This is a genomic window from Nocardia yunnanensis (assembly GCF_003626895.1).
Taxonomy (GTDB): Bacteria; Actinomycetota; Actinomycetes; order Mycobacteriales; family Mycobacteriaceae; genus Nocardia; species Nocardia yunnanensis.
The window spans coordinates 2,277,590-2,297,755 of the sequence record NZ_CP032568.1 but is presented as its reverse complement, the minus strand read 5'-3'; the positions used below and the strand labels follow the sequence as shown (position 1 = coordinate 2,297,755).

The window sequence follows — 20,166 nt, the reverse complement described above, 5'->3', positions numbered from 1 at the left end:
CGGGCACACCGTTGGTGCGGGCGTCACCCCGCGATGGCGGTCGTCAGCCGGCGGCGACCCGCGCGGACCGCTTGATGAAATTCATCTCCGGACCCTTGCTCCCGATTCGGACCCGGTCGATCGGCTGGGCGTCGAAGCCCTGGTAGTAGCCGACGTTGCCGTCCTTGCAGAGTCCGCACAGCGCACGCCCCTGCGCGTCGGTCTCGGCGATCAGCCAGTCCATCATCGCGCGGCCCACACCCACGCGCTGCGACTGCGGCTCGGCGGCCACGTAGACCATGTAGTTGTGCGGTTCCACCGGGGCGGATTTCGCGATGGCGGCGTCCACCTCGATGCCGCGTCTGGTCGCGGCCGGACCCATGGCCCACAGCAGCCGCGGACCCGAAATCGCTTCCCGCCATACCGGATTGCGGTATCCGGCGGGAATCCACAGCACCGTCCCGGCCACCCGGCCGTCGACCTCGGCGACGATGGCGGCCGCGGCCGGCAGGTAGCGGTGCCGGATGAGGACCCGAAGCATGCCGGGCGTGCGTCTGCGGCGCTGGGCGAGATCGGGGAAGACGTACTCTTCGATCGGATCGTCGGTCTCGAAGGCCAGGGTGAGCACCCGGACCATCTCCTCGATGTCGGCTTCGGTGGCGCGGCGTACGACCGGTGCACCCGACTGAACCACAGCAGTCCCTAACGTTATCCATGTCGGTCAGCGCCCGACCTCGCTGACGGACAATCTTGTCGTGTCCCTACTGGACGGTAACCAAAAAGACTACCGCCGAGTAGGCTACCCGCAAGTTACTGAACGGTCGACCGATTCGCCTTGTGGCATAAAACGATTCGCCCGGGGATGGCCTCGCCCGGTGACATGTCCTAAGGTTCGCGCGCGCGAAAGCGATATGGCTTCGTTCCAACCGAGTTACCCGGCGGTCCCATACAGTGAGAGCGTGGCCGCACTTCTGACACAGGGGCAGACCGGTGAACTGGGCGTCGCGGACGTCACGGTGACGGTGCACTTCAGCGCGGGTATCGACCTCGCCGCGCTGTTGCTCACCGACCACGGCACCGTGCGTGACAACGGTGACCTGATCTTCTACAACCAACCCTCCGGCCCCGGCGTGCAACTGGTGCCCGGGCAGAACGCCGTCGCGGTGAGCCTGCGCGCGATACCGCAGGGCGTCGCCCACATCCGGATCGTCATCGCCCTCGACGAGCGCGACGGCCGCCTCGGGGACTATCCCGCCCCGCATATCGCCATCGACGACGAGCACGGAAACGCGCTCTACGAGTACGTGATCGAGAACCTGGGCAACGTGACGACGGTGGCCGCGGTGGATCTCGACCGCGGCGACGACGGCTGGTACGCCCGCGCCGTCGGGTTCGGGCATCCGCGCGGGTTCGCCGCGCTGCTGTCCGATCACGGTGTGGCCGTGAGCAATTCGTCGCCGCCGGCCCGCACGCCCGCCTCGCCCACCATCGCGCCGGTGCTGCGCGCCGGGGATACCGTGGCGCTGCGCCGCCAGGGCGCGGATCTGAGCTTCGTGAAGATGGGGCTGGGCTGGGATCCGGTTCACGTGCAACACAAGTGGGGTTCGCGGCCGGTAGAGATCGATCTCGACGCCTCCGCGCTGGTGTACGCGGGCAACGACCTCATCGATGCGGCCTACTACGGGCAGCTGGTCACCAAGGACGGGGCCATCCGGCATTCCGGTGACAATCTCACCGGTGAGGGCAAGGGCGACGACGAGGTGATCACCGTCGATCTCACCCGGATCGGACCCCACGTCACCGCCATCGTCTTCGTGATCACCTCGTACGCGGGCCACACCTTCGAGCGGGTGCGGAATGCCTTCTGGCGGTTGATCGACGGCACCACCAGCAGTGAGCTCACCCGCTCCAATCTGAGCGCGGGCGGCCCGCACACCGGCATGGTGGTGGCGAAAGTGCATCGCGAGGACGGGATCTGGAAGGTGCAGGCCCTCGGCCACCCGATCCAGGCCGGCCACCCGGTGGAGGCGGCGGCCCAGGTCGGCGAATTCCTCTGAGCGGACCCGTCAGTCGACGGAGATGAAGCGGCCGAGCTGCGGGACCGCCTCGCCCGGATGCTTGGCCTGGAAGCCCTCGCCGATGGCCTCCAGCCGCCACTCCGCGCCCGCCCGGAACACCTTCGCCATGGCGATCGCGGTGAACGGCATGCCGCCCGCGAGCGCGTAGCGGGCCAGCTCGGCGTGCGTGGTGTCGTCGACCAGGCGGCAGTAGGCGTTGCTGACCTGCTCGAAGGTGTGGCCCTGGTAGGAGGTGACGATGAACAGCAGCGTATTGACCTGGCGCGGAACCCGAGTCAGGTCCACCACGATCTGCTCGTCGTCGCCCACGCCGCCACCGCCGACCAGATTGTCACCGGAATGGCGGATGGAGCCGTCCTTGGAGGTGAGCTGGCCGTAGTAGGCCACATCCGCCAGATGCCGTCCGGCGAACATCGCCACCCAGGCGTCGAGGTCGATATTGACCGGCCGTCGCCCGAACAGCCCGCCCTGCTTGGCGGGATCCCAGCCCAGACCCATCCGGATTCGGGTCAGCGCCACACCGCCCTCCTTTCGGAGGGTGACGCGCTGACCCTTGGACAGGTTCACCGGGCGGCCGCGGGACAGGCCCGGATCGCCGGCGGGCGGGGCAACCGGCGGCGTGCCGAACCCGGGCGGGGGCGGAGCGGGGGGCGAATGCGGCGGTGGCGCAGTCGGATACGCCGACACCGTGGGCGGGGGAGCGGCGTGGACCGGGGCGGGCGGCGGCGCGGGATACGCGGTGGCGGGCACGGGCTGCACCGGACGCGGCGCGTCCTCGACGCTCACCCCGTGATCGGTGACCAGGGCCGCGAATCCGCCCGCGTAGCCCTGCCCGACCGCGCGCACCTTCCAATCCCCGTAGCGGCGATACAGTTCCACGGCGATCACGATGGATTCGCTGGCCAGATCCTCGATCCGGTACTCGTAGAGCGTCTTTCCGCTCTGGTCCGCCACCACGGCCACCGGCGGCGGGATGCGCCCGAAGGTCGCGCCGGCGCCGTCGAGCGTGATCACCGCGCGGATCTGCGCGATCTGCGGCGGCACCTGCGCGAGCGCTATCACCAGCTCGGCGGGCTGCCCGGCGACGCCGTTGCGCAGGCGCACGCCCGGCCCCGAAGGCTGGTTGTAGAACACGAAATCGGCGTCCGAGCGTACCTTGCCCTGCTCGGTCACCAGCAGTGCGGACAGCTCGGCGGCGGCCGCCACCCGAACCGAAACCACCACCTCCGCGGCCGGCACGGCCCCGTTCTGACCCTTGACTAGCGTTGTGGACAAGGCCGACCCTCCCGTATCGAAACGTCCCCACTGCCACTGTAGGAGCCGCGTCGCCCCTCAGCACCCGAGCTGGTCGGCGAGGTCCAGGAAATCCACGGCATTGATATCGAACTCGTCGGAGAACTCGGCGTCACCCAGCGCCGGGTCCCCGTATTCCAGCGGCCGCGCGACGAACGCGGTCGCGAACCCGAGCTGCTTGGCCGCCCGAATGTCGTACTTGTGGCTGGCGACCATCATGATCTCGGCGGGCTCCAACCCGAGATACCGGGCCGCCAGCCCATAGGTCCGGGGGTCCGGTTTGAACGCGCCCACCATCTCCGCCGCGAAGATCGCATGCCACGGCAGATCGCCGTGCCGCGAAATCGACACCACCGCACTGACATCCGCGTTCGACAACGTCGCCAGCGTGAACTTCCCGCGCAGCCGCCGCAATCCGGCCACGGTGTCGGGCCACGGATCCAGTCGAGCCCAGGCCCGCGCCAGCTCCTCCCGTTCCGCCGTCGCCAAGTCGATTCCCCGCGCCTGGAGCAGCGGATCCAGCGTCCGGCGGTACACCGTCGCCACGCTCACCCAGGGCCCTTGACCGACCGTCCGGGACGTCTCCTCGAAATAGGCTCTCCGCCAGTCGTTCACGAATGCCGACCAGTCCTGACCCCGTCCGCGGCTGCCCGCGATCGTCTCGGCTGCTCGGCGAACCGTCGAATGAAAGTCGGTAGCCGTCCCCTGCACATCGAACACCAATGCCGTCACCACGACTACAGGATGACGGATGACGGGATCTGACCGGGCACCGAGCATCCGGCACTCGATTGGCGGGAAAATTGAAACGGTAATGTCTATCTTGGGGTGCGCGACCGATGGGAACGCGAATCGCGACTGAAGGTAGGAGTCGGTGAGCGCCGATATTCGTGCGGGCCGCCGGCCTTTCCGGGCCCGCGGGCCGGTGACGACCCTGCCGCGGCTGTTGACGGCGGCGGTGGAAAGCAATCCGCACGGGAGCGCGCTGCGCGCGGGTGCGCGGACGCTGACCTACGCGGAGCTCGACGAGCGCTCGACGCGGCTGGCCCGGGTGCTGATCGATCGCGGGCTCGGGCCAGGCGATCGGGTGGTGCTGGCGCTGCCGCGTTCGGTCGATTCCATTGTCGCGGTGTGGGCGGTCGCGAAGTCGGGCGCGGCGTTCGTGCCCGTCGATCCGACCTATCCGGCGCAGCGCATCGCGCACATGCTCGATGACGCCCGCGCCACTTTCGGATTGACCCGTGGCGTCGATCACGACCGACTGGGTGATCGGCTCGACTGGCTCGCACTCGACTCGGCACAGTGCGCGGGTCTGCTGGCCGAGGCATCGACCGAGCCCTTGCACTACACCGACCGCACCCGGCGGCTCTACGGCGCGGACGTCGCGTACCTCATCTACACCTCCGGCTCGACGGGCCGTCCGAAGGCCGTGGCGGTCACCCATGCCGGGCTCGCCGGACTCTGCCGTGAACAGACTCGCCGGTTTCGGATCACCGCCGCCGCGCGCGTGCTGCACTTCGCCTCACCGAGTTTCGATGCGGCGGTGCTGGAGTTGTTGCTGGCCATTGGATCCGGGGCGACCATGATCGTCGCGCCCGCCGATTGTCGTGGCGGTGAGGAACTCACCGAGTTGTTGCGCGGGGAGCGGGTCACCCACGCGTTTCTCACCCCGGCGGCACTGGCCGGTCTGGATCCGGCGGATGTGCCGGAGCTCGAGGTCGTCATCGCGGGCGGCGAGGAATGTCCGCCCGAACTGGTCGCCCGCTGGTCGGTCGGCCGCCACTTCTTCGACCTGTACGGGCCCACCGAAACCACCATCGCCGCGACCATCAGCGAGGCGCTGACCGCCGGCGATCCGGTGACCATCGGCGGGCCGGTGCCCGGGGTGGCGGCCTTGGTGCTGGACGCACGGCTGCGCCCGGTGCCGACCGCGGTGCCCGGCGAGCTGTATCTGGCCGGTCCGGGGTTGGCGCGCGGATATCACGAACGGCCTGGGTTGACGGCCGCGCGGTTCGTCGCACACCCGAACCGTATGGGGGAGCGGTTGTATCGCACCGGCGATCTGGTGCGCTGGATCCGGGGACGCGACGGCGCGCCGACCCTGCAGTACCTGGGCCGCAATGACGGGCAGGTGCAGATCCGGGGGTTCCGGGTGGAACTCGGGGAGATCGACGCGGTGCTGTCGGCTCACGAATCCGTGGGTTTCGCAACGACTCTCATGCACCGCATGGCCACCGGCGCTCTCGCGCCGGTGTCGTACGCGGTGCCCGTCGCCGGCCGCGAGGTGGATGCGGCCGAGTTGATCGCGTACGTGCGAAGCCGGCTACCCCGCCACGCGGTGCCCGCCGCGGTGACCGTCATCGACCGGGTGCCGCTGACCCCGGCGGGAAAGCTGGATCACCAGGCGCTACCCGAGCCGGTACTGGCGGCCCGCGCTTATCGGCCGTCGCTGACCGATACCGAGCGCACGGTCGCCGCCGCCTTCTCCGAACTGCTGGGGGTGCCTCGGGTGGGGGCCGCCGACGACTTCTTCGAACTCGGTGGAAACTCTTTGCTGGCAACGCGATTGGCCGGGCGGCTGGGTGCGGGCCGGGCGACACGGGTGCCGGTGCGTCTGGTGTTCGAATACCCGGTGGTCGCCACCCTCGCCACCGCGCTCGACCGGCTCGCCGCCGGTGACCGGCCGCCGCCCACCGCCCGTGCGCACCGCCTGGTGCGGCCGCCGCTGTCGCCCGCCCAGCAGCGGCTGTGGTTCCTGGCCCGCCTGGATGCGGCATCGCCGGCCTACAACATTCCCTTCGCGCTGCGGCTGTCCGGCGACCTCGACCAGGCCGCCTTCGCGGCGGCCGTCCGTGACCTCGTCGAGCGACACGCCGTGCTGCGCACCCGCTTTCCGGAACGCGCCGGTAGCGGATACCAGGACATCCGGCCCGCCGCCGAGGTGCCGCTCGACCTTTTCCCGCGTGATATCCCGGACAGCGACCTTCTTCCGGAGCTGACCGGGTTGGCGGGCAACGGATTCGACGTCACCACCGAATTCCCACTGCGTATCCGCCTCTACCGCACCGGCTCCCACGAGTACGTCCTCGCGGTCGTGATCCACCATCTCGCGGCCGACGGCTTCTCTCTGCTCCCGCTGACCAGGGATCTCACGACCGCCTACGTAGCCCGTGCCCGCAACACCCCACCGGACTGGACGCCGCTGCCGTTGCAGTATGCCGACTACGCGGTGTGGCAGCGCGAATTGCTGGGAAAGGCAAGCGATCCCGACTCGATGCTGGCGACGCAGCTGCGCTACTGGCGTGCCGCGCTCACCGGCCTGCCGCCGCGGCTGGACCTACCCGCCGACCATCCGCGTCCCCCGGTGGCCTCGCAGCGCGGAGCGGCCCTGCGTTTCTCGGTGGACGCCCCCGTGCACGCCGCGCTGGAAGAGCTGGCGCGCGCATGCGGCGCCTCGCTGTTCATGGTCGTGCACGCGGCGCTGGCCACCCTGCTGGCACGGCTGTCCGCGACCCCCGATATCGCGATCGGCGCCCCGGTATCGGGTCGCGGCGAGCCCGAATTCGATGATCTCATCGGCATGTTCGTCAATACCCTGGTCTTGCGCACCCCCATCGACGCCGCCGAACCCTTCACCGCGCTGCTGGACCGGGTCCGCGAAACCGATCTGTCCGCGTTCGCGCACGCCGATCTCCCCTTCGAACGGTTGGTCGCCGAGCTGGACCCGCCCCGCACCCGCGCCCATCACCCGCTGGTCCAGGTCGCTCTGTCGTTCCAGGATTTCGGACCCCGCCGACTCCGGCTGCCCGGCCTGACGGTGGCGGCCGTGGATCTCGGCGAATCCGTGTCACCCATGGATCTCCAGCTGACCGTGATACCCCACCGTGGCCCCGAAGGCGCTGCGGGACTGGAGTGTTCGTGGCGATACGCCACCGACCTGTTCGACGAGTCGACGATCGAGACGTTCGGTCGGCGACTGACAACCCTGCTGGCCGGGATCGCCGCCGACCCGCAGCGCCCGGTCGGGGACCTGCCACTGCTGAGCGACGGCGAGTCGGCGCACAGCGTGACCAGGGGACGCGATCGGACGGTGCCGTGGCGGTTCCTGTTCGACGGGTTCCGCGAGCAGGTGCGCCGCACTCCCGAGTCGATCGCGGTCATCACCGACGAGGGCACGCTGACCTACCGTGAACTGTCGGATCGATCGAATCGCCTGGCGCGCAGCCTGATCGAGATCGGTGTCGCCCCCGGAACGACCGTCGGTCTCGCGCTGCCCCCTGGCCCGGATCTGGTGGTCGCGCTCTACGCCGTCGCGCAGGCGGGCGGCGCGTACGTCCCGATCGATCCGGGCCAGCCCGCCGATCGGGTGCACGACCTGCTCTCCGCCGTCGCGCCGGTGTGCGTGGTGACCGAGGAGTCGCTGCACGCCATCGACCTGTCGCACGGCGCACCGGAACCGGTCACCGATGCCGAACGGATTCGGCCGCTGCGCGATCAGGACCTTGCCTACGTGATCTTCACGTCCGGCTCCACCGGCCGCCCCAAAGCGGTCGGCGTCCCACACGCCGCGATCGCCAACGAACTGGCCTTCCTCGCCACCGAATATCCCCTGGGCGACGGCGATACGTACCTGCAGCTGGTCCCCGCCACCTTCGACGCCGCCCTGATCGGCTACGCGGCGCCGCTGGCCACCGGCGCGCGCCTGATGATTCCCGCCGACGGCCGCCGCACCGATCCCGACTACCTCACCGAAACCATTGCCCGCCACCGGGTCACGGCTTTTCTCGCCGTGCCCTCGCTGCTGCGCGCACTGCTCGAATCCGCACCCGCCGCCCTGTCCACGCTCCGGCTGGTCTGGGCGGGCGGCGAGGCGCTGCCCCTCGAGTTGATCGCACGCTTCGGCGCGCACAGCCCGGCCCGGCTGCACAACCTGTACGGACCCACCGAGGCCACCATCTCCCTCACCGGCACCGAGGTGACCGGCCAGACCGACGGCCCGGTGTCGATCGGTGCGCCGCACTGGAATTCCCGTATCCACGTCCTCGACGCCCGCCTGCACCCGGTACCGCCCGGCACACCCGGCGAGCTGTATGTCGCGGGTGCGCAACTGGCACGCGGCTACCTCGGCGCACCCGCCCGCACGGCCGATCGCTTCGTCGCCGACCCCTTCGGCCCGGCCGGCGCCCGCATGTACCGCACCGGCGACCTGGTCCGCCGCACCCGTGTCGGCGACCTGGAATACCTGGGCCGCACCGACTTCCAGCTCAAGCTGCGTGGCCAGCGCATCGAACCCGGCGAGGTGGAGGCGGCATTGCGCGCCCACCCGGCCGTGGCCGAGGCGATCGTCACGATTCGGCGCGAAACACTGGTCGGCTATGTGCGCGGCTCGGGCGGCCTCGCCGTCGATATCGACGAAGTGCTCGCCTCTGCCCGTAAACGATTGCCCGCTTACATGATTCCCGCTCATCTGACGGTGCTGGACGCCTTCCCGCTGGGCTCGACCGGCAAACTGGACCGCGCCGCCCTCCCCGAACCCGAACTGCCCGTGCGCGATTACCGGGCACCCGTGAACGACGACGAACGGTCGGTCGCGGAGGTGTTCGCCGTCGAACTCGGTGCGGAGCAGGTCGGCCGTGACGACGATTTCTTCGCGCTGGGCGGAAACTCCCTGTCCGCCATCAAGGTCCGTTCGGCCCTCGCCGCCCGGCTCGACCTGCCGGTACCGCTGCACGCCCTGTTCGACCACCCCCGCGTGGCGGATCTGGCCGTTGCCCTGCGCTCCGGCCCGTCCACGCCGGACGAGCAAGACCCCTCGGCCGACGCCGTCCTGGACCCCGAGATCACCCCGAGCGGCCCGGCCCGCCCGCCGGGCGACCCCCGGTCCGTCCTGCTCACCGGCGCAACAGGTTTCCTCGGCACCTTCCTGCTCGCCGAACTCCTCGACAGCACCTCGGCCACCGTGTACTGCCTGGTTCGTGCCGACAGCGAATCCGCCGCCCGCCAACGCCTTTCCGCAGCCGCCACTCGGTACCGCCTCGACCTCGCCGCACACACCCACCGAATCGTGCCCGTCCCAGGCGATCTCGCGAAACCCCGTCTCGGCCTCAGCCCCGAGCGTTTCGCCGAACTGGCCGACCGGGTCGACCTGATCCACCACAATGCCGCGCACGTCAACCACCTCGCCCCCTACGCCCTGCTGCGCGCCGCCAACGTCACCGGCACCGCCGAGGTCCTGCGCCTGGCCACCACCGGCCCCGTCACACCGGTCCACTACATCTCGACCGCCTCCCTCCCCGACGGCCCGCCCCCGAGCGGACTCCCCGGCTACATCCGGACGAAATGGGTTGCCGAACAACTGGTTCGGGCCGCGGCGGCCCGCGGTCTGGCGGTCCACATCCATCGCCCGGGCCTGATCACCGGCGACTCCCGCACCGGTGCGGCGGGCACCGACGATGCCTGGTGGACCATGCTGCGCGCCATGCTCGTCCTCGGCCTCGCCCCCGACCTGCCCGACGGCGAAGTCGCCATGCTGCCCGTCGACCAGGCCGCCGCGGCCATCGTCCACCCTTCCGGCCGCTCCGGCGAGCCCGCCGTCCTGCTGCCCGCGGGCACCCTCTCGCTCAAGATCATTCGCGAGGAACTGCTGGATCGCGGCTATCGCCTCGACCTCACCGACCCCGCGGATTTCGCCGCCACCCTGCTGGCCGCGGCCGAACGTCCCGGGGCCGATGACCGGCTGGTGCGCGCCGCCGCCCTCACCGTCAACTACTCCGCCGAGGTGACCGGCGTCGCCCCGGGCGACCCGGGCTCGGTCTGCCCGGGCGTCGACCGCACGATCTTCGCCCGCTACCTCGATTTCTACGTCGACATCGGTTTCCTGCCCGCCCCAGCGGCCTGACCGTTCGGAATCAAACCCCGCCCGCCGCGTTGGCATTGGACATGACTCCGGCATGGCAGGCGATTCGTTTCTCGATCCTGGACCGTTCCCGGGTGCGCCAGGGCCAGCCGCATCCGGACGCCCTGCGCGAGACCGTCGAGTTCGCCCGGCTCGCCGAAGAGTGGGGCTACCACCGGTTCTGGGTCTCCGAACACCACAGCGTGCCCGGCGTCGCCGGTTCCGCGCCGACCGTCCTGGCCGCCGCCGTCGCGGCCGCCACCGCGCGCATCCGGGTGGGGACCGGCGGGGTGATGCTGCCCAACCATCAGCCGCTCATCGTGGCCGAACAGTTCGGCGTGCTCGAATCCCTGTATCCCGGCCGCATCGACATGGGCCTGGGCCGTTCGCTCGGGTTCACCGGCGGGGTGCGCCGCGCGCTCGGTCACGACCGGCACGACGCCGACGACTTCGACGAGCGACTGACCGAACTGCTGGGCTATTTCGCCGGCGGCCGCCAGGGTGTGCACGCCTGGCCCGCCGAGGGATTGCGGATGCCGGCGTTCCTGCTCGCCACCGGTTCGGGCGCGCAACGCGCCGCCCGCTTCGGTCTGCCCCTGGTGATCGCCCCCGTCGCCGGGGAGGACGCCATGGTCGAGGCGATCGACGCCTACCGCACCGCCTTCCGGCCCGGCCCCGGCGGCGACCACCCCTACGTCGTACTGTCCGGTTCGATAGTGATAGCCGACACCCCCGAGCAGGCCCGCCGCCTGCTGCTGCCGGAAGCCTGGTCCGCCGCCTGGTCGCGCACGCGCGGCGAGTTCCCGCCCCTGCTGCCGCCCGAGGTCGTCGAGCGGCAGCCCATGACCGAGCGGCAACGCGGTCTCGTCGAAGAGTCCCTGCGCAGCGGCCATATCACCGGCACCGAGACCGAGGTGCTGGCCGAGCTGGACCGCCTCGTGCGGCGCACCGCCGCCGACGAATTCCTGGTGCACACCAGCACCTACGACCGCGCGGAACGGCTGGCCTCGCACCGCCGCCTGGCCGAGGCGGTCGGGCTTCGCGTAAGCCTATGAAGGTGAACGGAAAGTGAACAGAATTTGACGGGCCGGTCGATTCTCGGTAATAATGGCCGATCTGCGCCTCGTAACCGCGAGGCAGGTAATCGGTGTCATGGGCTAGCGCAAGGAGGTGAGGGACGAATGAATCACGGCGACTGTCCGTGTCCGAGACCGATTCACGACCTCTCATCGCCCCCGGCCCACCGCCTCGGAGTCACCGCTTCGTAGCGGGGTGGCCGGCCTATCCCCCGAAGGAGGGCTGTCATGGCTTTCATCAACTTCTCCCGCACTCCGCTGACCGTATTGTCGGTACTCGGCGACGCGCGGCGTTCCCGCTCCGCGGTGAGCGCACAGGAACGCGCCAATCCGCGCGCCTCGCAGTCCCGCCCGGCGGTCTTCACCGCCTCCCTCGGCGGCCACCCCGCTCGCTGAGGCACTCACGGTCAACGGTCCGCACGAACCCCCAACTGCCCCGGAATCATCCGGGGCAGTTGGCATTTCACCACTCGGTCTTCGCCCTGAATGTCACCCGCCACCACCTTCTGTACCGGCCGGTTTCTAGGTTGTTATTAATGTGCCATTGACAACTGGCACATTGGGCGGCGATGCTTCCGGTATGAGTACAAGGTCAATGGCGACCTTCCCGCCCGCAGCGGTGCCCACCCGGGCGGCGGCCCGGACGCGCTTCGCGGCCGCCGCCTCGGTGCTGGGATTGCGGCAGGTCAACGGGTTGTTGCCGAACAATCGATTCGGGATCGAGGCCGGACGCGGGCTGATCGCGAGCGTCATGGCGCTCGGCGGGCCGACCCTGCCGGGGACCGCGGTCATGCCGGTGCGATCCGGGGCGGTGCGCGGCGAATGGGTGCGCGCGGCCGGGGTCCGGCACGGTGATCGGGCCATCTACTACCTGCACGGCAGCGGCTATGTGGTGTGCTCGGCGCGTACCCATCGCGGGCTGGCCTCGCGACTGTCGAAGGCTACCGGGCTGCCCGTGTTCGTCAGCGACTACCGGCTCGCCCCCGAGCACCCCTTCCCGGCGGCGGCGCAGGACGCGGCGGCGGGCTATCGCTGGCTGCTCGAACGCGGCTACCGCGCAAGCGATCTGGTGATCGGCGGCGACTCCGCGGGCTGCCATCTGACGCTGGATCTACTGCTGCAGAACGCGATCGCCGGCATCGAGCAGCCGGCCGGAGCCTTCATGTTCTCCCCGCTGTTGGATCCGACCCTGACCCTGGCCGAACGGCGCGACCGGGTGCTGCCCGATCCCATGGCCCCGGCGTGGGTCGGGCGGCGGCTCATCGAGCTCTACACCGCCGCGGAACCGGCGGACTCCCCGCGGCTGCGCCTGCGCATTCCCGCCGGAACCCCGCTGCCGCCGCTGTTCGTGCAGGCCAGCGTGGGGGAGATGCTCGCCGACGATGCCCGGCAACTGCGGGATATGGCGGTGGCGGCGGGGGTTTCGTGCGAGCTCGAGCTGTGGCCGGGCCGCATCCACGTCTTCCAGGCGCTGCCGTTGCTGGTGCCCGAGGCGAGCGCGGCGCTGCGGCGGACCGCGCACTTCGTGACATCCACACTGGCGCATGCGCAGTCGCCGGTTCGAGAGCAGGTGAGCTGAGATGTGGCCGATCGACGAGGTGTGGTTCGCGCTGGGCGGCAAGCGGCGTTCGCACGACGCCAAGGCCGTGGTCACCGGCGCGGGCAGCGGCATCGGGCGGGCCTTCGCGCTCGAACTCGCCGCGCGCGGTGGGGAAGTGGTCTGCGCCGATATCGACAAGGACCGCGCGGACGAGACCGCCCGGCTGATCGAGCAGCGCCACGGTCGCACCGCGCACGCGCTGTTCTGCGATGTGTCGCGCCGCGAGGACGTGGAGACGCTGGCCCGGCACGCGGAACTGGTGTTCGGCGGCGCTCCGACGCTGGTCATCAACAATGCCGGCGTCGGGATCGGCGGAAAGCCGGTGGGCGACATCGGTTTCGGCGACTGGGAATGGGCGCTGGGCATCAACCTGTGGGGTGTGGTGCACGGCTGCGAGATCTTCGCGCCGCGGCTGCGGGCGGCCGGACGCGGCGGCATCATCAATGTGGCCTCGGCCGCCGGATTCGCGGCCGCGCCCGGGATGGCCGTCTACAACGTGTCCAAGGCTGGGGTGGTGTCGCTGTCGGAGACCATGGCGGCCGAGCTGGCCGGCAGCGGGGTCGCGGTGACGGCGCTGTGCCCGACCTTCGTGAAGACCAATGTCGTCGCCGACGGCCGGATCACCTCCGGATCCTCGCGGCTGGCGGACGGGCTCATGCGGTTGTCCGGGTTCTCGCCCGAACGCGTCGCCCGCACCACCCTCGACGCGCACGACCGGGGTGTGCTCTATGTGCTGCCGCAGCTGGACGCCCGCGTGGTCTGGCATCTCAAGCGGCACTTCCCGGCCCTTTACGCCCAAGCTCTCGGCGTCCTGAATCGAGTACTGCCGCAAGCGGACTCGGCGGCGCCGCCAACGACCATCCAGACGGGAGTCTGACATGTCATTCGACTTCGACAATATGCTGTCCAAGATCAAGTCCAAGCAGTGGGCGCTGGCCGACATCGAGTGGGACGCACCGGGAGCCGAGCTCATCGACCCGGCCCTGCACGCCAAGCTCAAGCCGTTCATGGCCGATCTCATGTGGATCGAGAACGTGGGCGCGCGCGGCTTCGCGGCCATGGCCAAGAAGGCCCCGACCCCGACGCTGGCGGAGATCTACCGCTACTTCCACGCCGAGGAGCAGCGGCACGCCAATGCCGAGCTGGCGCTCATGCGCCGCTGGGGCATGCTCGACGGCGACGAGATCCCCGAGCCCAATGTCAATGTCAAGCTGGTGATCGACTTCCTGGACAAGTACGCCGACGGCATGTCGCTGTCGTTCCTGGGCACCGTCATCCCCATGCTCGAGGTGGCCCTCGACGGCGCGCTGATCAAGTTCGTCACCGACGAGATCGCCGATCCGGTCGCGCAGGAGGTCTTCAAGAAGATCAACAATGACGAATCCCGGCATCTGGCCACCGATTACGCGGTCATGGAGCTGCTCGGGCACGCCAGCGTCCGCAAGCTGGCCATCGATCTGGTGGGCGGCTGGGTCAAGCCGTCGCTGATGATCGGGCTGCTCAGCTATGTGCCGCTGCTGAACAAGATGCGCGACAACATCGTCGAGATGGGCGTGAGCGAGGACAAGCTGTACGCGGCCATGGCCCGGTTCAAGCAGGTCGGCGAGCGGACCCCGATCGCCAACCGGGTGCCCATGTATCGGATCGTGAAGATGCACTCCGGCTGGGTCATCAACCGCGAGCACCCGTATCACCTGGTCGCGGACGCGCTGGTGAAGATCACCGGGGCCATCCCGGACCGGTTGCTGCCCGCGCAGCCGACCTGGTCCAAGGAACTCACCTACGAGCCCGTCGCATGAGCGCCGTGAGCAAGCCACTGGACGTGGCGATCATCGGCGCCGGTTTCGCGGGCATCGGCGCGGCGATCCGGCTGCGGCAGAAGGGGATCGGCGACTTCGCGATCTTCGAACGCGGCGACCGGGTGGGCGGCACCTGGCGGGACAACACCTATCCCGGTGCGGCCTGCGACATTCCGTCGCGGCTGTATTCCTACAGTTTCGCGCCGAACCCGGACTGGTCTCGAACCTATTCCGGCAGTGCGGAAATCCTCGGCTACATCGACTCCATGGTCGCGGAATTCGGCATCGCACCGTATCTGCGCTTCGGGCACACCGTCACCGGACTGGTGTTCGACGAGGACGCCGGACTGTGGACGCTGTCGTTCGCCGGTGGACGCCGAAAGGTGCGGGCGCGCACGGTGATTCTGGCCTCCGGGCCGCTGTCGAACGCCGGATTCCCCGACCTGCCCGGCATCGACAGCTACGAGGGCCACAAGATCCACAGCGCCCGCTGGGATCACGACTACGACTTCACCGGCAAGAAGGTGGCCGTGGTCGGCACCGGAGCCAGTGCGGTGCAGATCATTCCGGAACTGGTGAAACAGGCCGCGTCGGTGAAGGTCTTCCAGCGCACGCCGGGCTGGGTGCTGCCGCGGGTCGATCGCCGCACCCACGGGCTCACCAAGCAGCTCTACCGGCAGCTGCCGGTCACCCAGAGCCTGGCGCGGGAAGCCTGGTTCTGGGGGCACGAGTCGGTGGCGCTGGGCGTGGTGTGGAATACGCCGCTGACCCGGGTGGTGGAACGGGTCGCGCTCATGCATCTGCGTGCGCAGGTGCGGGATCCGTGGCTGCGCCGCCAGCTCACCCCGGATTTCCGGGCCGGCTGCAAGCGGCTGCTGATGAGCAGCGACTACTACCCGGCGCTGCAACGCGAGAACTGCAAGCTCGTCACCTGGCCCATCGCGGAACTCTCGCCGCACGGCATCCGCACCGCCGAGGGCATCGAGCACCGCTTCGACTGCATCGTGTTCGCCACGGGTTTCGAGGTGTCCAAGCAGGGCGCGCCGATTCCGGTGACCGGCCGCGACGGCCGCTCGCTGGCCGACGAATGGCGCGGCGGCGCATACGCGTTCAAGAGCGTCACGGTGGCCGGGTATCCGAATCTGTTCCTCACCTTCGGGCCCAATTCCGGGCCGGGGCACAATTCGGCGCTGGTCTACATGGAGGCGCAGATCGAGTACCTCACCGACGCCATCAAGATCGTGCTGGAGCGCGGGCTGCGCACCTTCGAACCGCGGCAGGATCGCCAGGACCGCTACAACCGGCGCATCCAGCGTCGCTTGAACGCCACCACCTGGAATTCCGGATGCCGCAGCTGGTATCTGACCGAGGACGGGTTCAACGCCACCATGTACCCCGGTTTCGGCACCCAGTTCGCGCGGCAGCTGGCCACGGTCGATCTGGCGGACTTCCAGCTGCGCTAGGGTCGTGACCATATTCGGGTGGCCGGCGGAGAGGACGGGTGGCACAGGGATGGCGGACTACCGCATCGACGATCTCGCCCAGGCCGCCGGCACCACCACCCGCAATGTGCGGGCGTATCAGGAGAAGGGCCTGCTGCCCACGCCGACTCGGCGCAGCGGGCGGGCGCTGATCTACGACGACACGCATCTGGCGCGGCTGCGAATCATCGACGCGCTGCTGCAGCGCGGGTTCACCATCGCTCACATCGCGGACTTCATCACCAGCTGGGAGACCGGCAAGGAGCTCTCGGAGATCCTCGGGCTGCAGAACGCGGTCACCGATACCTGGGGCAAATCCCAAGAGCCGGTGGAGATTCCGCGTGAGCTGGTCGAGACGTTCTTCGGCGATACCGAGGAGCATCAGGTCGACGGCGCGCAGCTGGCGCGGCTGGCGGATCTGGGCCTGGTGCGCCTGGACGGCGACACCGTCCAGCTGACCCGGCCGGATCTGCTCGAAACCTTCGCCGGGCTCAGCGCTTACGGCATCAAGCTGCCGGGCCTCATCGATCTCTACGCCGCGGTCGAGGCCCGCCTCGAGGACATCGCCCGCCTGATGGTGGTGGCCGCCAAGAACCACATCGTCGAACAGCACGGCGAGGGCTGGCTGCCCGACACCGACGCCGAGATCGCCGACACCACCGAAATGCTCGAGCGCATGCGCGAACTGGGCACCCGCGCGGTCCGCGACGGTCTCGACCAGGCCCTCGACCAGGTCCTGGAAGCCGAACTCGGCGACTACCTCGAACAAGCCGCCCACCGCCGCGCGCAGCAGTGAAGTCTCCGAATTCCCAGCCGGCAGCGTTGATCGGCCGGGCTCGGCGGCGACCGGTGGATGCGCGGAACGCTATGGCGCTCAGCGCGGACCGTGGGCTCGGTAGCCCAGGCAGCCGGGCTTGGGCGGGCGATCGGATCGTCAGCGGAGGGCGGCTCTGGCGCCCGCGGCTTCGAGTTTGATGCGGGCGGCCTCGGCGGCGCCCTTGTCGACCTTTTCCAGGACGGCCTTGGGGGCGGCTTCGACCAGGTCCTTGGCTTCCTTGAGGCCGAGGCCCGGGATGATCTCCCGCATGGCCTTGATGACCTGAATCTTCTTGTCTCCGAAGGATTCCAGCACCAGATCGAATTCGTCCTGCTCGTCGACCGCCTCCACCGGGGTGGCGTCGGCGACCGGCTGGGCGGCGGCCGGCGGTGCGGCGGAGACGCCGAACTCCTCCTCGAACGCCTTGAGGAACTCCGAAAGCTCCAGCAGCGTCATCCCTTTGAACACGTCGAGCAATTCGACGACGGTCATCTTGGCCATGATGTACCCCTTGCGACGCTGACCAGGCGATGCCATCAATTCTAAGCGCGCGGGGCCGCCAAGGTCATCAGATATTCGCGTTCGCTATCGGTCAGTGACCGGGGAGCGTGACCGTCGATGGCGACCAGGGTGGAAGTCGCGGCGAGGTAAAGATTTTCGTCGTCGCGGATCTCGTGGGCGAGGGTGAACGAGGTGGTGCCGATTCGCTCCACCACCGAGGTCACGGTGACGGGTGCGTCCCGGAAGATCAGCGGCGCGCGATAGCCGAGCCGCTGCCCCGCGACCACCACCCGCCACGGCGCGCCCGGACCCCGGTGGCGCTCCAGCAGATTCGTGCGCGCGTCGTCCAGGAACTGTGCGAAGACCACATTGTTCACATGGTGCTGGGCGTCGATATCGGTGCGCCGCAACTGGATCTCGTAGGTATGCATCAGATCCCCAAATCCTTCAGCAGCACGCGCTGATCCTCCGGCAGCGGCCGCGACTTCTGCGTGTTCTGGTCGAAGGCGACCATGGTGCACACCGCCGAGGAGTACACCACGTCGGCATCGCGGATCTCGTGCCGCAACGCGAACGACGAGGTGCCGACCCGCGTCACCCAGGTCTCCACCCGCACCGGCTCCCGGCGGTAGCGCAGCGGCGTCAGATAGTCGATATCCATCTGCGCGACCACGTTCGACCCGCCGAAACCCCGCGACCAGAACAGGTCGATCCGGGCTTCCTCCAGGTAGCGCAGGTGCGCGGCGCTGTGCACGTGCCCGTCGGCGTCCATATCGGACCAGCGCAGGGGGCAGTGGAAAAGGTGTCGGGCCACCCGACATTTGTATCAAGCGGTCGCTTACCGCACGGGTCCGGCCACCCGCGTCATGGCCGAATCTGCAAGAGTCGTGTCATTGACGCCATGGATCGCGACCCGCAGGCTGGAGACATGCGGGTGGTGCTGATCGTCGTCTTCGACGGTTTCCAACTGACGGATCTGGCCGGACCGGCCGACGTCTTCAGCGCCGCCGCCGTGCTCGGGGCGCGGCCGGGCTACCGGGTCGAACTGGCCGCCGCGCAGGCCGGGCCGGTGCGCTCGTCCTGCGGCATCGAGGTGACCGCCGCCCACGGCCTCGACAGCTGGGACGGTCCGGTGGACACCCTGCTGGTGGTCGGCGGCCTGACGGTCTGGACCGCGGCCGGGAACGCCGGGCTGGTGACCGGGGTCCAGCGGCTGGCCGCGGCCGCCACCCGGGTGGGCTCGGTCTGCTCGGGCACCTTCCTGCTGGCCCAGGCCGGCCTGCTCGACGGCCGCCGGGCCACCACGCACTGGGCCGGCGGCGAACTGCTGGCCCAGCAGTTCCCGGCCATCACCACCGAACCCGATCGCATCTATGTGCGCGACGGGCCGATGTGGACCTCGGCCGGGGTGACCGCGGGCATCGATCTCGCGCTGGCGATCGTGGCCGCCGACCACGGCCCGGATCTGGCCCGTGAGGTGGCTCGGTGGATGGTGGTGTACCTGCACCGGCCCGGCGGGCAGAGCCAGTTCAGCGCACCGCTGGCCGCCAACCCGCCGAAACGCGATTCGCTTCGGGCTCTGCAGATCTGGATGGAGGAGAACCTCGAATCCGATCTGTCGCTGCCCGCTCTGGCCGCCCGCGTCGGCATGAGCACCCGGCATTTCTCGCGCGTCTTCACCGGGGAGACCGGCAGCACGCCCGCCCGCTACGTCGAGCAGGTGCGGGTCGCGGCCGCGCGCCGGATGCTCGAGACCACCGATCAGCCGATGGATCGGGTGGCGGCCGCGGTCGGTCTGGGCAGTCCCGAAACGCTCTATCGAATCTTTCACCGTCATCTGGGGATACCGCCGGGCGAATATCGCGCCCGGTTCACGAAGTTCTGAAAGGGGGAGTGTCCCATGACATTCCAGCTGGCCATCGTCCTCTATCCCGGTATGACCGTCCTGGACGCGATCGGTCCCTACGAGGTGCTGCGGACCCTGCCCGACAGCGAATTGCGGTTCGTGTCCAACGAAGTCGGCCCCGTGGTGTCCGACAGCGGGGTGCTGGCGCTGGGGGCCACCCACACCTTCGCCGAGACGCCCGCCCCCGATCTGGTGCTGGTGGGCGGCTCCGAGGCGTCGACCACCGAGGCCATGGCCAACAAGGAATTGATCGAGTGGCTGCGCGCCGTGCATCCGGGCACCCAGTGGACCACCTCGGTCTGCTCGGGCGCGCTCATCCTGGCGGCCGCCGACATCCTGCGCGGGCATCCGGCCACCACCCACTGGGCGGCGCAGCCCGCGCTGGCGGCCTTCGGGGCCGAGTCGCGCCCGCACGACCGCATCGTGCGCAGCGGCAAGATCGTCACCGCCGCAGGCGTTTCCGCGGGAATCGACCTCGGCCTGTGGCTGGTCGGGGAGATCGCCGGCGAGGAGTACGCGCAGCTGACCCAGCTCGGTATCGAATACGACCCGCATCCGCCGTTCGACACCGGCCACCCCGACAAGGCTTCCCCCGAGCTGCTGCGCAAGGCCCGCCTGGACATGACCAAGCGTGCCGCCAATCCGCGAATCCCCCTGGACGTGGCCACCGCCGTGTGGCGGTTGACCCTCCATCGCATTCGCGATCGGGCCGCCGCCCGACGCTGAATTCCCGTACCGTCG

Annotated in this window: 17 protein-coding genes; 11 read left to right on the top strand and 6 right to left on the bottom strand. The window is 69.5% G+C overall.

Features of this window, described 5'->3' with window-relative positions; all coding sequences use genetic code 11:
* Positions 1 to 43: 43 nt before the first annotated feature.
* The gene (locus D7D52_RS10560) at positions 44 to 673 is read right to left on the bottom strand and encodes a GNAT family N-acetyltransferase (RefSeq protein WP_246023770.1); all 630 of its coding nucleotides are present in this window, start codon (positions 671 to 673) and stop codon (positions 44 to 46) included.
* A 265-nt stretch (positions 674 to 938) separates the two neighbouring features.
* Here D7D52_RS10560 and D7D52_RS10555 point away from each other — a divergent pair, with 265 nt between their 5' ends.
* The gene (locus tag D7D52_RS10555) at positions 939 to 2,036 is read left to right on the top strand and encodes a TerD family protein (protein ID WP_120736152.1); all 1,098 of its coding nucleotides are present in this window, start codon (positions 939 to 941) and stop codon (positions 2,034 to 2,036) included.
* Between the two features lie 9 nt (positions 2,037 to 2,045).
* On the opposite strand, the gene D7D52_RS10550 is transcribed toward D7D52_RS10555, so the two are convergent.
* Together D7D52_RS10550 and D7D52_RS10545 are read right to left on the bottom strand one after the other, a co-directional pair.
* Positions 2,046 to 3,332 carry a TerD family protein gene (locus D7D52_RS10550; protein WP_120736151.1) on the bottom strand — a complete coding sequence of 429 codons (1,287 nt, stop codon included), beginning with the start codon at positions 3,330 to 3,332 and terminating at the stop codon, positions 2,046 to 2,048.
* Between the two features lie 57 nt (positions 3,333 to 3,389).
* The gene (locus tag D7D52_RS10545) at positions 3,390 to 4,130 is read right to left on the bottom strand and encodes a haloacid dehalogenase type II (RefSeq protein ID WP_120736150.1); all 741 of its coding nucleotides are present in this window, start codon (positions 4,128 to 4,130) and stop codon (positions 3,390 to 3,392) included.
* A gap of 94 nt (positions 4,131 to 4,224) precedes the next feature.
* On the opposite strand from D7D52_RS10545, the gene D7D52_RS10540 reads away from it, so the two are divergent.
* The 8 genes from D7D52_RS10540 to D7D52_RS10510 all read left to right on the top strand — a co-directional run bounded on the left by D7D52_RS10540 (position 4,225) and on the right by D7D52_RS10510 (position 16,997).
* Entirely contained in the window at positions 4,225 to 10,248 is a 6,024-nt protein-coding gene (locus tag D7D52_RS10540; protein ID WP_120736149.1) for a non-ribosomal peptide synthetase, read from the top strand.
* Positions 10,249 to 10,289: 41 nt separating this feature from the next.
* Positions 10,290 to 11,300, top strand: coding sequence for an LLM class flavin-dependent oxidoreductase (locus D7D52_RS10535; RefSeq protein ID WP_120736148.1), 1,011 nt, complete (start codon positions 10,290 to 10,292; stop codon positions 11,298 to 11,300).
* A 249-nt stretch (positions 11,301 to 11,549) separates the two neighbouring features.
* A complete protein-coding gene (locus D7D52_RS37685; RefSeq protein WP_162958086.1) occupies positions 11,550 to 11,717 on the top strand; it encodes a hypothetical protein in 168 nt (55 codons plus the stop codon).
* Between the two features lie 184 nt (positions 11,718 to 11,901).
* Positions 11,902 to 12,900 carry an alpha/beta hydrolase gene (locus D7D52_RS10530; RefSeq protein WP_246023768.1) on the top strand — a complete coding sequence of 333 codons (999 nt, stop codon included), beginning with the start codon at positions 11,902 to 11,904 and terminating at the stop codon, positions 12,898 to 12,900.
* Position 12,901: 1 nt separating this feature from the next.
* Positions 12,902 to 13,798 carry an SDR family NAD(P)-dependent oxidoreductase gene (locus D7D52_RS10525; protein ID WP_120736146.1) on the top strand — a complete coding sequence of 299 codons (897 nt, stop codon included), beginning with the start codon at positions 12,902 to 12,904 and terminating at the stop codon, positions 13,796 to 13,798.
* 1 nt (position 13,799) lies between these two features.
* Positions 13,800 to 14,720, top strand: coding sequence for a ferritin family protein (locus tag D7D52_RS10520; protein WP_120736145.1), 921 nt, complete (start codon positions 13,800 to 13,802; stop codon positions 14,718 to 14,720).
* Positions 14,717 to 16,183, top strand: coding sequence for a flavin-containing monooxygenase (locus D7D52_RS10515; protein ID WP_120736144.1), 1,467 nt, complete (start codon positions 14,717 to 14,719; stop codon positions 16,181 to 16,183). The genes D7D52_RS10520 and D7D52_RS10515 overlap by 4 nt, the downstream gene beginning before the upstream one ends.
* Positions 16,184 to 16,232: 49 nt before the next feature.
* Positions 16,233 to 16,997, top strand: coding sequence for a MerR family transcriptional regulator (locus tag D7D52_RS10510; RefSeq protein ID WP_120736143.1), 765 nt, complete (start codon positions 16,233 to 16,235; stop codon positions 16,995 to 16,997).
* A gap of 138 nt (positions 16,998 to 17,135) precedes the next feature.
* On the opposite strand, the gene rplL is transcribed toward D7D52_RS10510, so the two are convergent.
* From rplL to D7D52_RS10495, 3 genes are read right to left on the bottom strand one after another with little or no spacing between them, the layout of a single operon-like run.
* The gene (gene rplL / locus D7D52_RS10505; protein WP_120736142.1) at positions 17,136 to 17,519 is read right to left on the bottom strand and encodes a 50S ribosomal protein L7/L12; all 384 of its coding nucleotides are present in this window, start codon (positions 17,517 to 17,519) and stop codon (positions 17,136 to 17,138) included.
* 41 nt (positions 17,520 to 17,560) lie between these two features.
* Entirely contained in the window at positions 17,561 to 17,950 is a 390-nt protein-coding gene (locus D7D52_RS10500) for an acyl-CoA thioesterase (protein ID WP_120736141.1), read from the bottom strand.
* Complete coding sequence (locus D7D52_RS10495) at positions 17,950 to 18,333, bottom strand: acyl-CoA thioesterase (protein ID WP_162958265.1); 384 nt, start codon at positions 18,331 to 18,333, stop codon at positions 17,950 to 17,952. The genes D7D52_RS10500 and D7D52_RS10495 overlap by 1 nt, the downstream gene beginning before the upstream one ends.
* 87 nt (positions 18,334 to 18,420) lie before the next feature.
* On the opposite strand from D7D52_RS10495, the gene D7D52_RS10490 reads away from it, so the two are divergent.
* Together D7D52_RS10490 and D7D52_RS10485 are read left to right on the top strand one after the other, a co-directional pair.
* Positions 18,421 to 19,404, top strand: coding sequence for a GlxA family transcriptional regulator (locus tag D7D52_RS10490; RefSeq protein WP_246023765.1), 984 nt, complete (start codon positions 18,421 to 18,423; stop codon positions 19,402 to 19,404).
* Between the two features lie 15 nt (positions 19,405 to 19,419).
* The gene (locus D7D52_RS10485; RefSeq protein ID WP_120736138.1) at positions 19,420 to 20,151 is read left to right on the top strand and encodes a DJ-1/PfpI family protein; all 732 of its coding nucleotides are present in this window, start codon (positions 19,420 to 19,422) and stop codon (positions 20,149 to 20,151) included.
* The last annotated feature ends 15 nt before the right edge of the window (positions 20,152 to 20,166 follow it).

Bases quoted from the DNA above. Each gene is read 5' to 3' on its own strand.
- D7D52_RS10525 (WP_120736146.1), top strand. From the start codon at position 12,902: ATGTGGCCGATCGACGAGGTGTGGTTCGCGCTGGGCGGCAAGCGGCGT.
- D7D52_RS10535 (WP_120736148.1), top strand. From the start codon at position 10,290: ATGACTCCGGCATGGCAGGCGATTCGTTTCTCGATCCTGGACCGTTCC.
- D7D52_RS10520 (WP_120736145.1), top strand. From the start codon at position 13,800: ATGTCATTCGACTTCGACAATATGCTGTCCAAGATCAAGTCCAAGCAG.
- rplL (WP_120736142.1), bottom strand. From the start codon at position 17,519: ATGGCCAAGATGACCGTCGTCGAATTGCTCGACGTGTTCAAAGGGATG.
- D7D52_RS10545 (WP_120736150.1), bottom strand. From the start codon at position 4,130: ATGCTCGGTGCCCGGTCAGATCCCGTCATCCGTCATCCTGTAGTCGTG.
- D7D52_RS10515 (WP_120736144.1), top strand. From the start codon at position 14,717: ATGAGCGCCGTGAGCAAGCCACTGGACGTGGCGATCATCGGCGCCGGT.
- D7D52_RS10530 (WP_246023768.1), top strand. From the start codon at position 11,902: ATGAGTACAAGGTCAATGGCGACCTTCCCGCCCGCAGCGGTGCCCACC.
- D7D52_RS10485 (WP_120736138.1), top strand. From the start codon at position 19,420: ATGACATTCCAGCTGGCCATCGTCCTCTATCCCGGTATGACCGTCCTG.
- D7D52_RS37685 (WP_162958086.1), top strand. From the start codon at position 11,550: ATGGCTTTCATCAACTTCTCCCGCACTCCGCTGACCGTATTGTCGGTA.
- D7D52_RS10510 (WP_120736143.1), top strand. From the start codon at position 16,233: ATGGCGGACTACCGCATCGACGATCTCGCCCAGGCCGCCGGCACCACC.
- D7D52_RS10500 (WP_120736141.1), bottom strand. From the start codon at position 17,950: ATGCATACCTACGAGATCCAGTTGCGGCGCACCGATATCGACGCCCAG.
- D7D52_RS10490 (WP_246023765.1), top strand. From the start codon at position 18,421: ATGGATCGCGACCCGCAGGCTGGAGACATGCGGGTGGTGCTGATCGTC.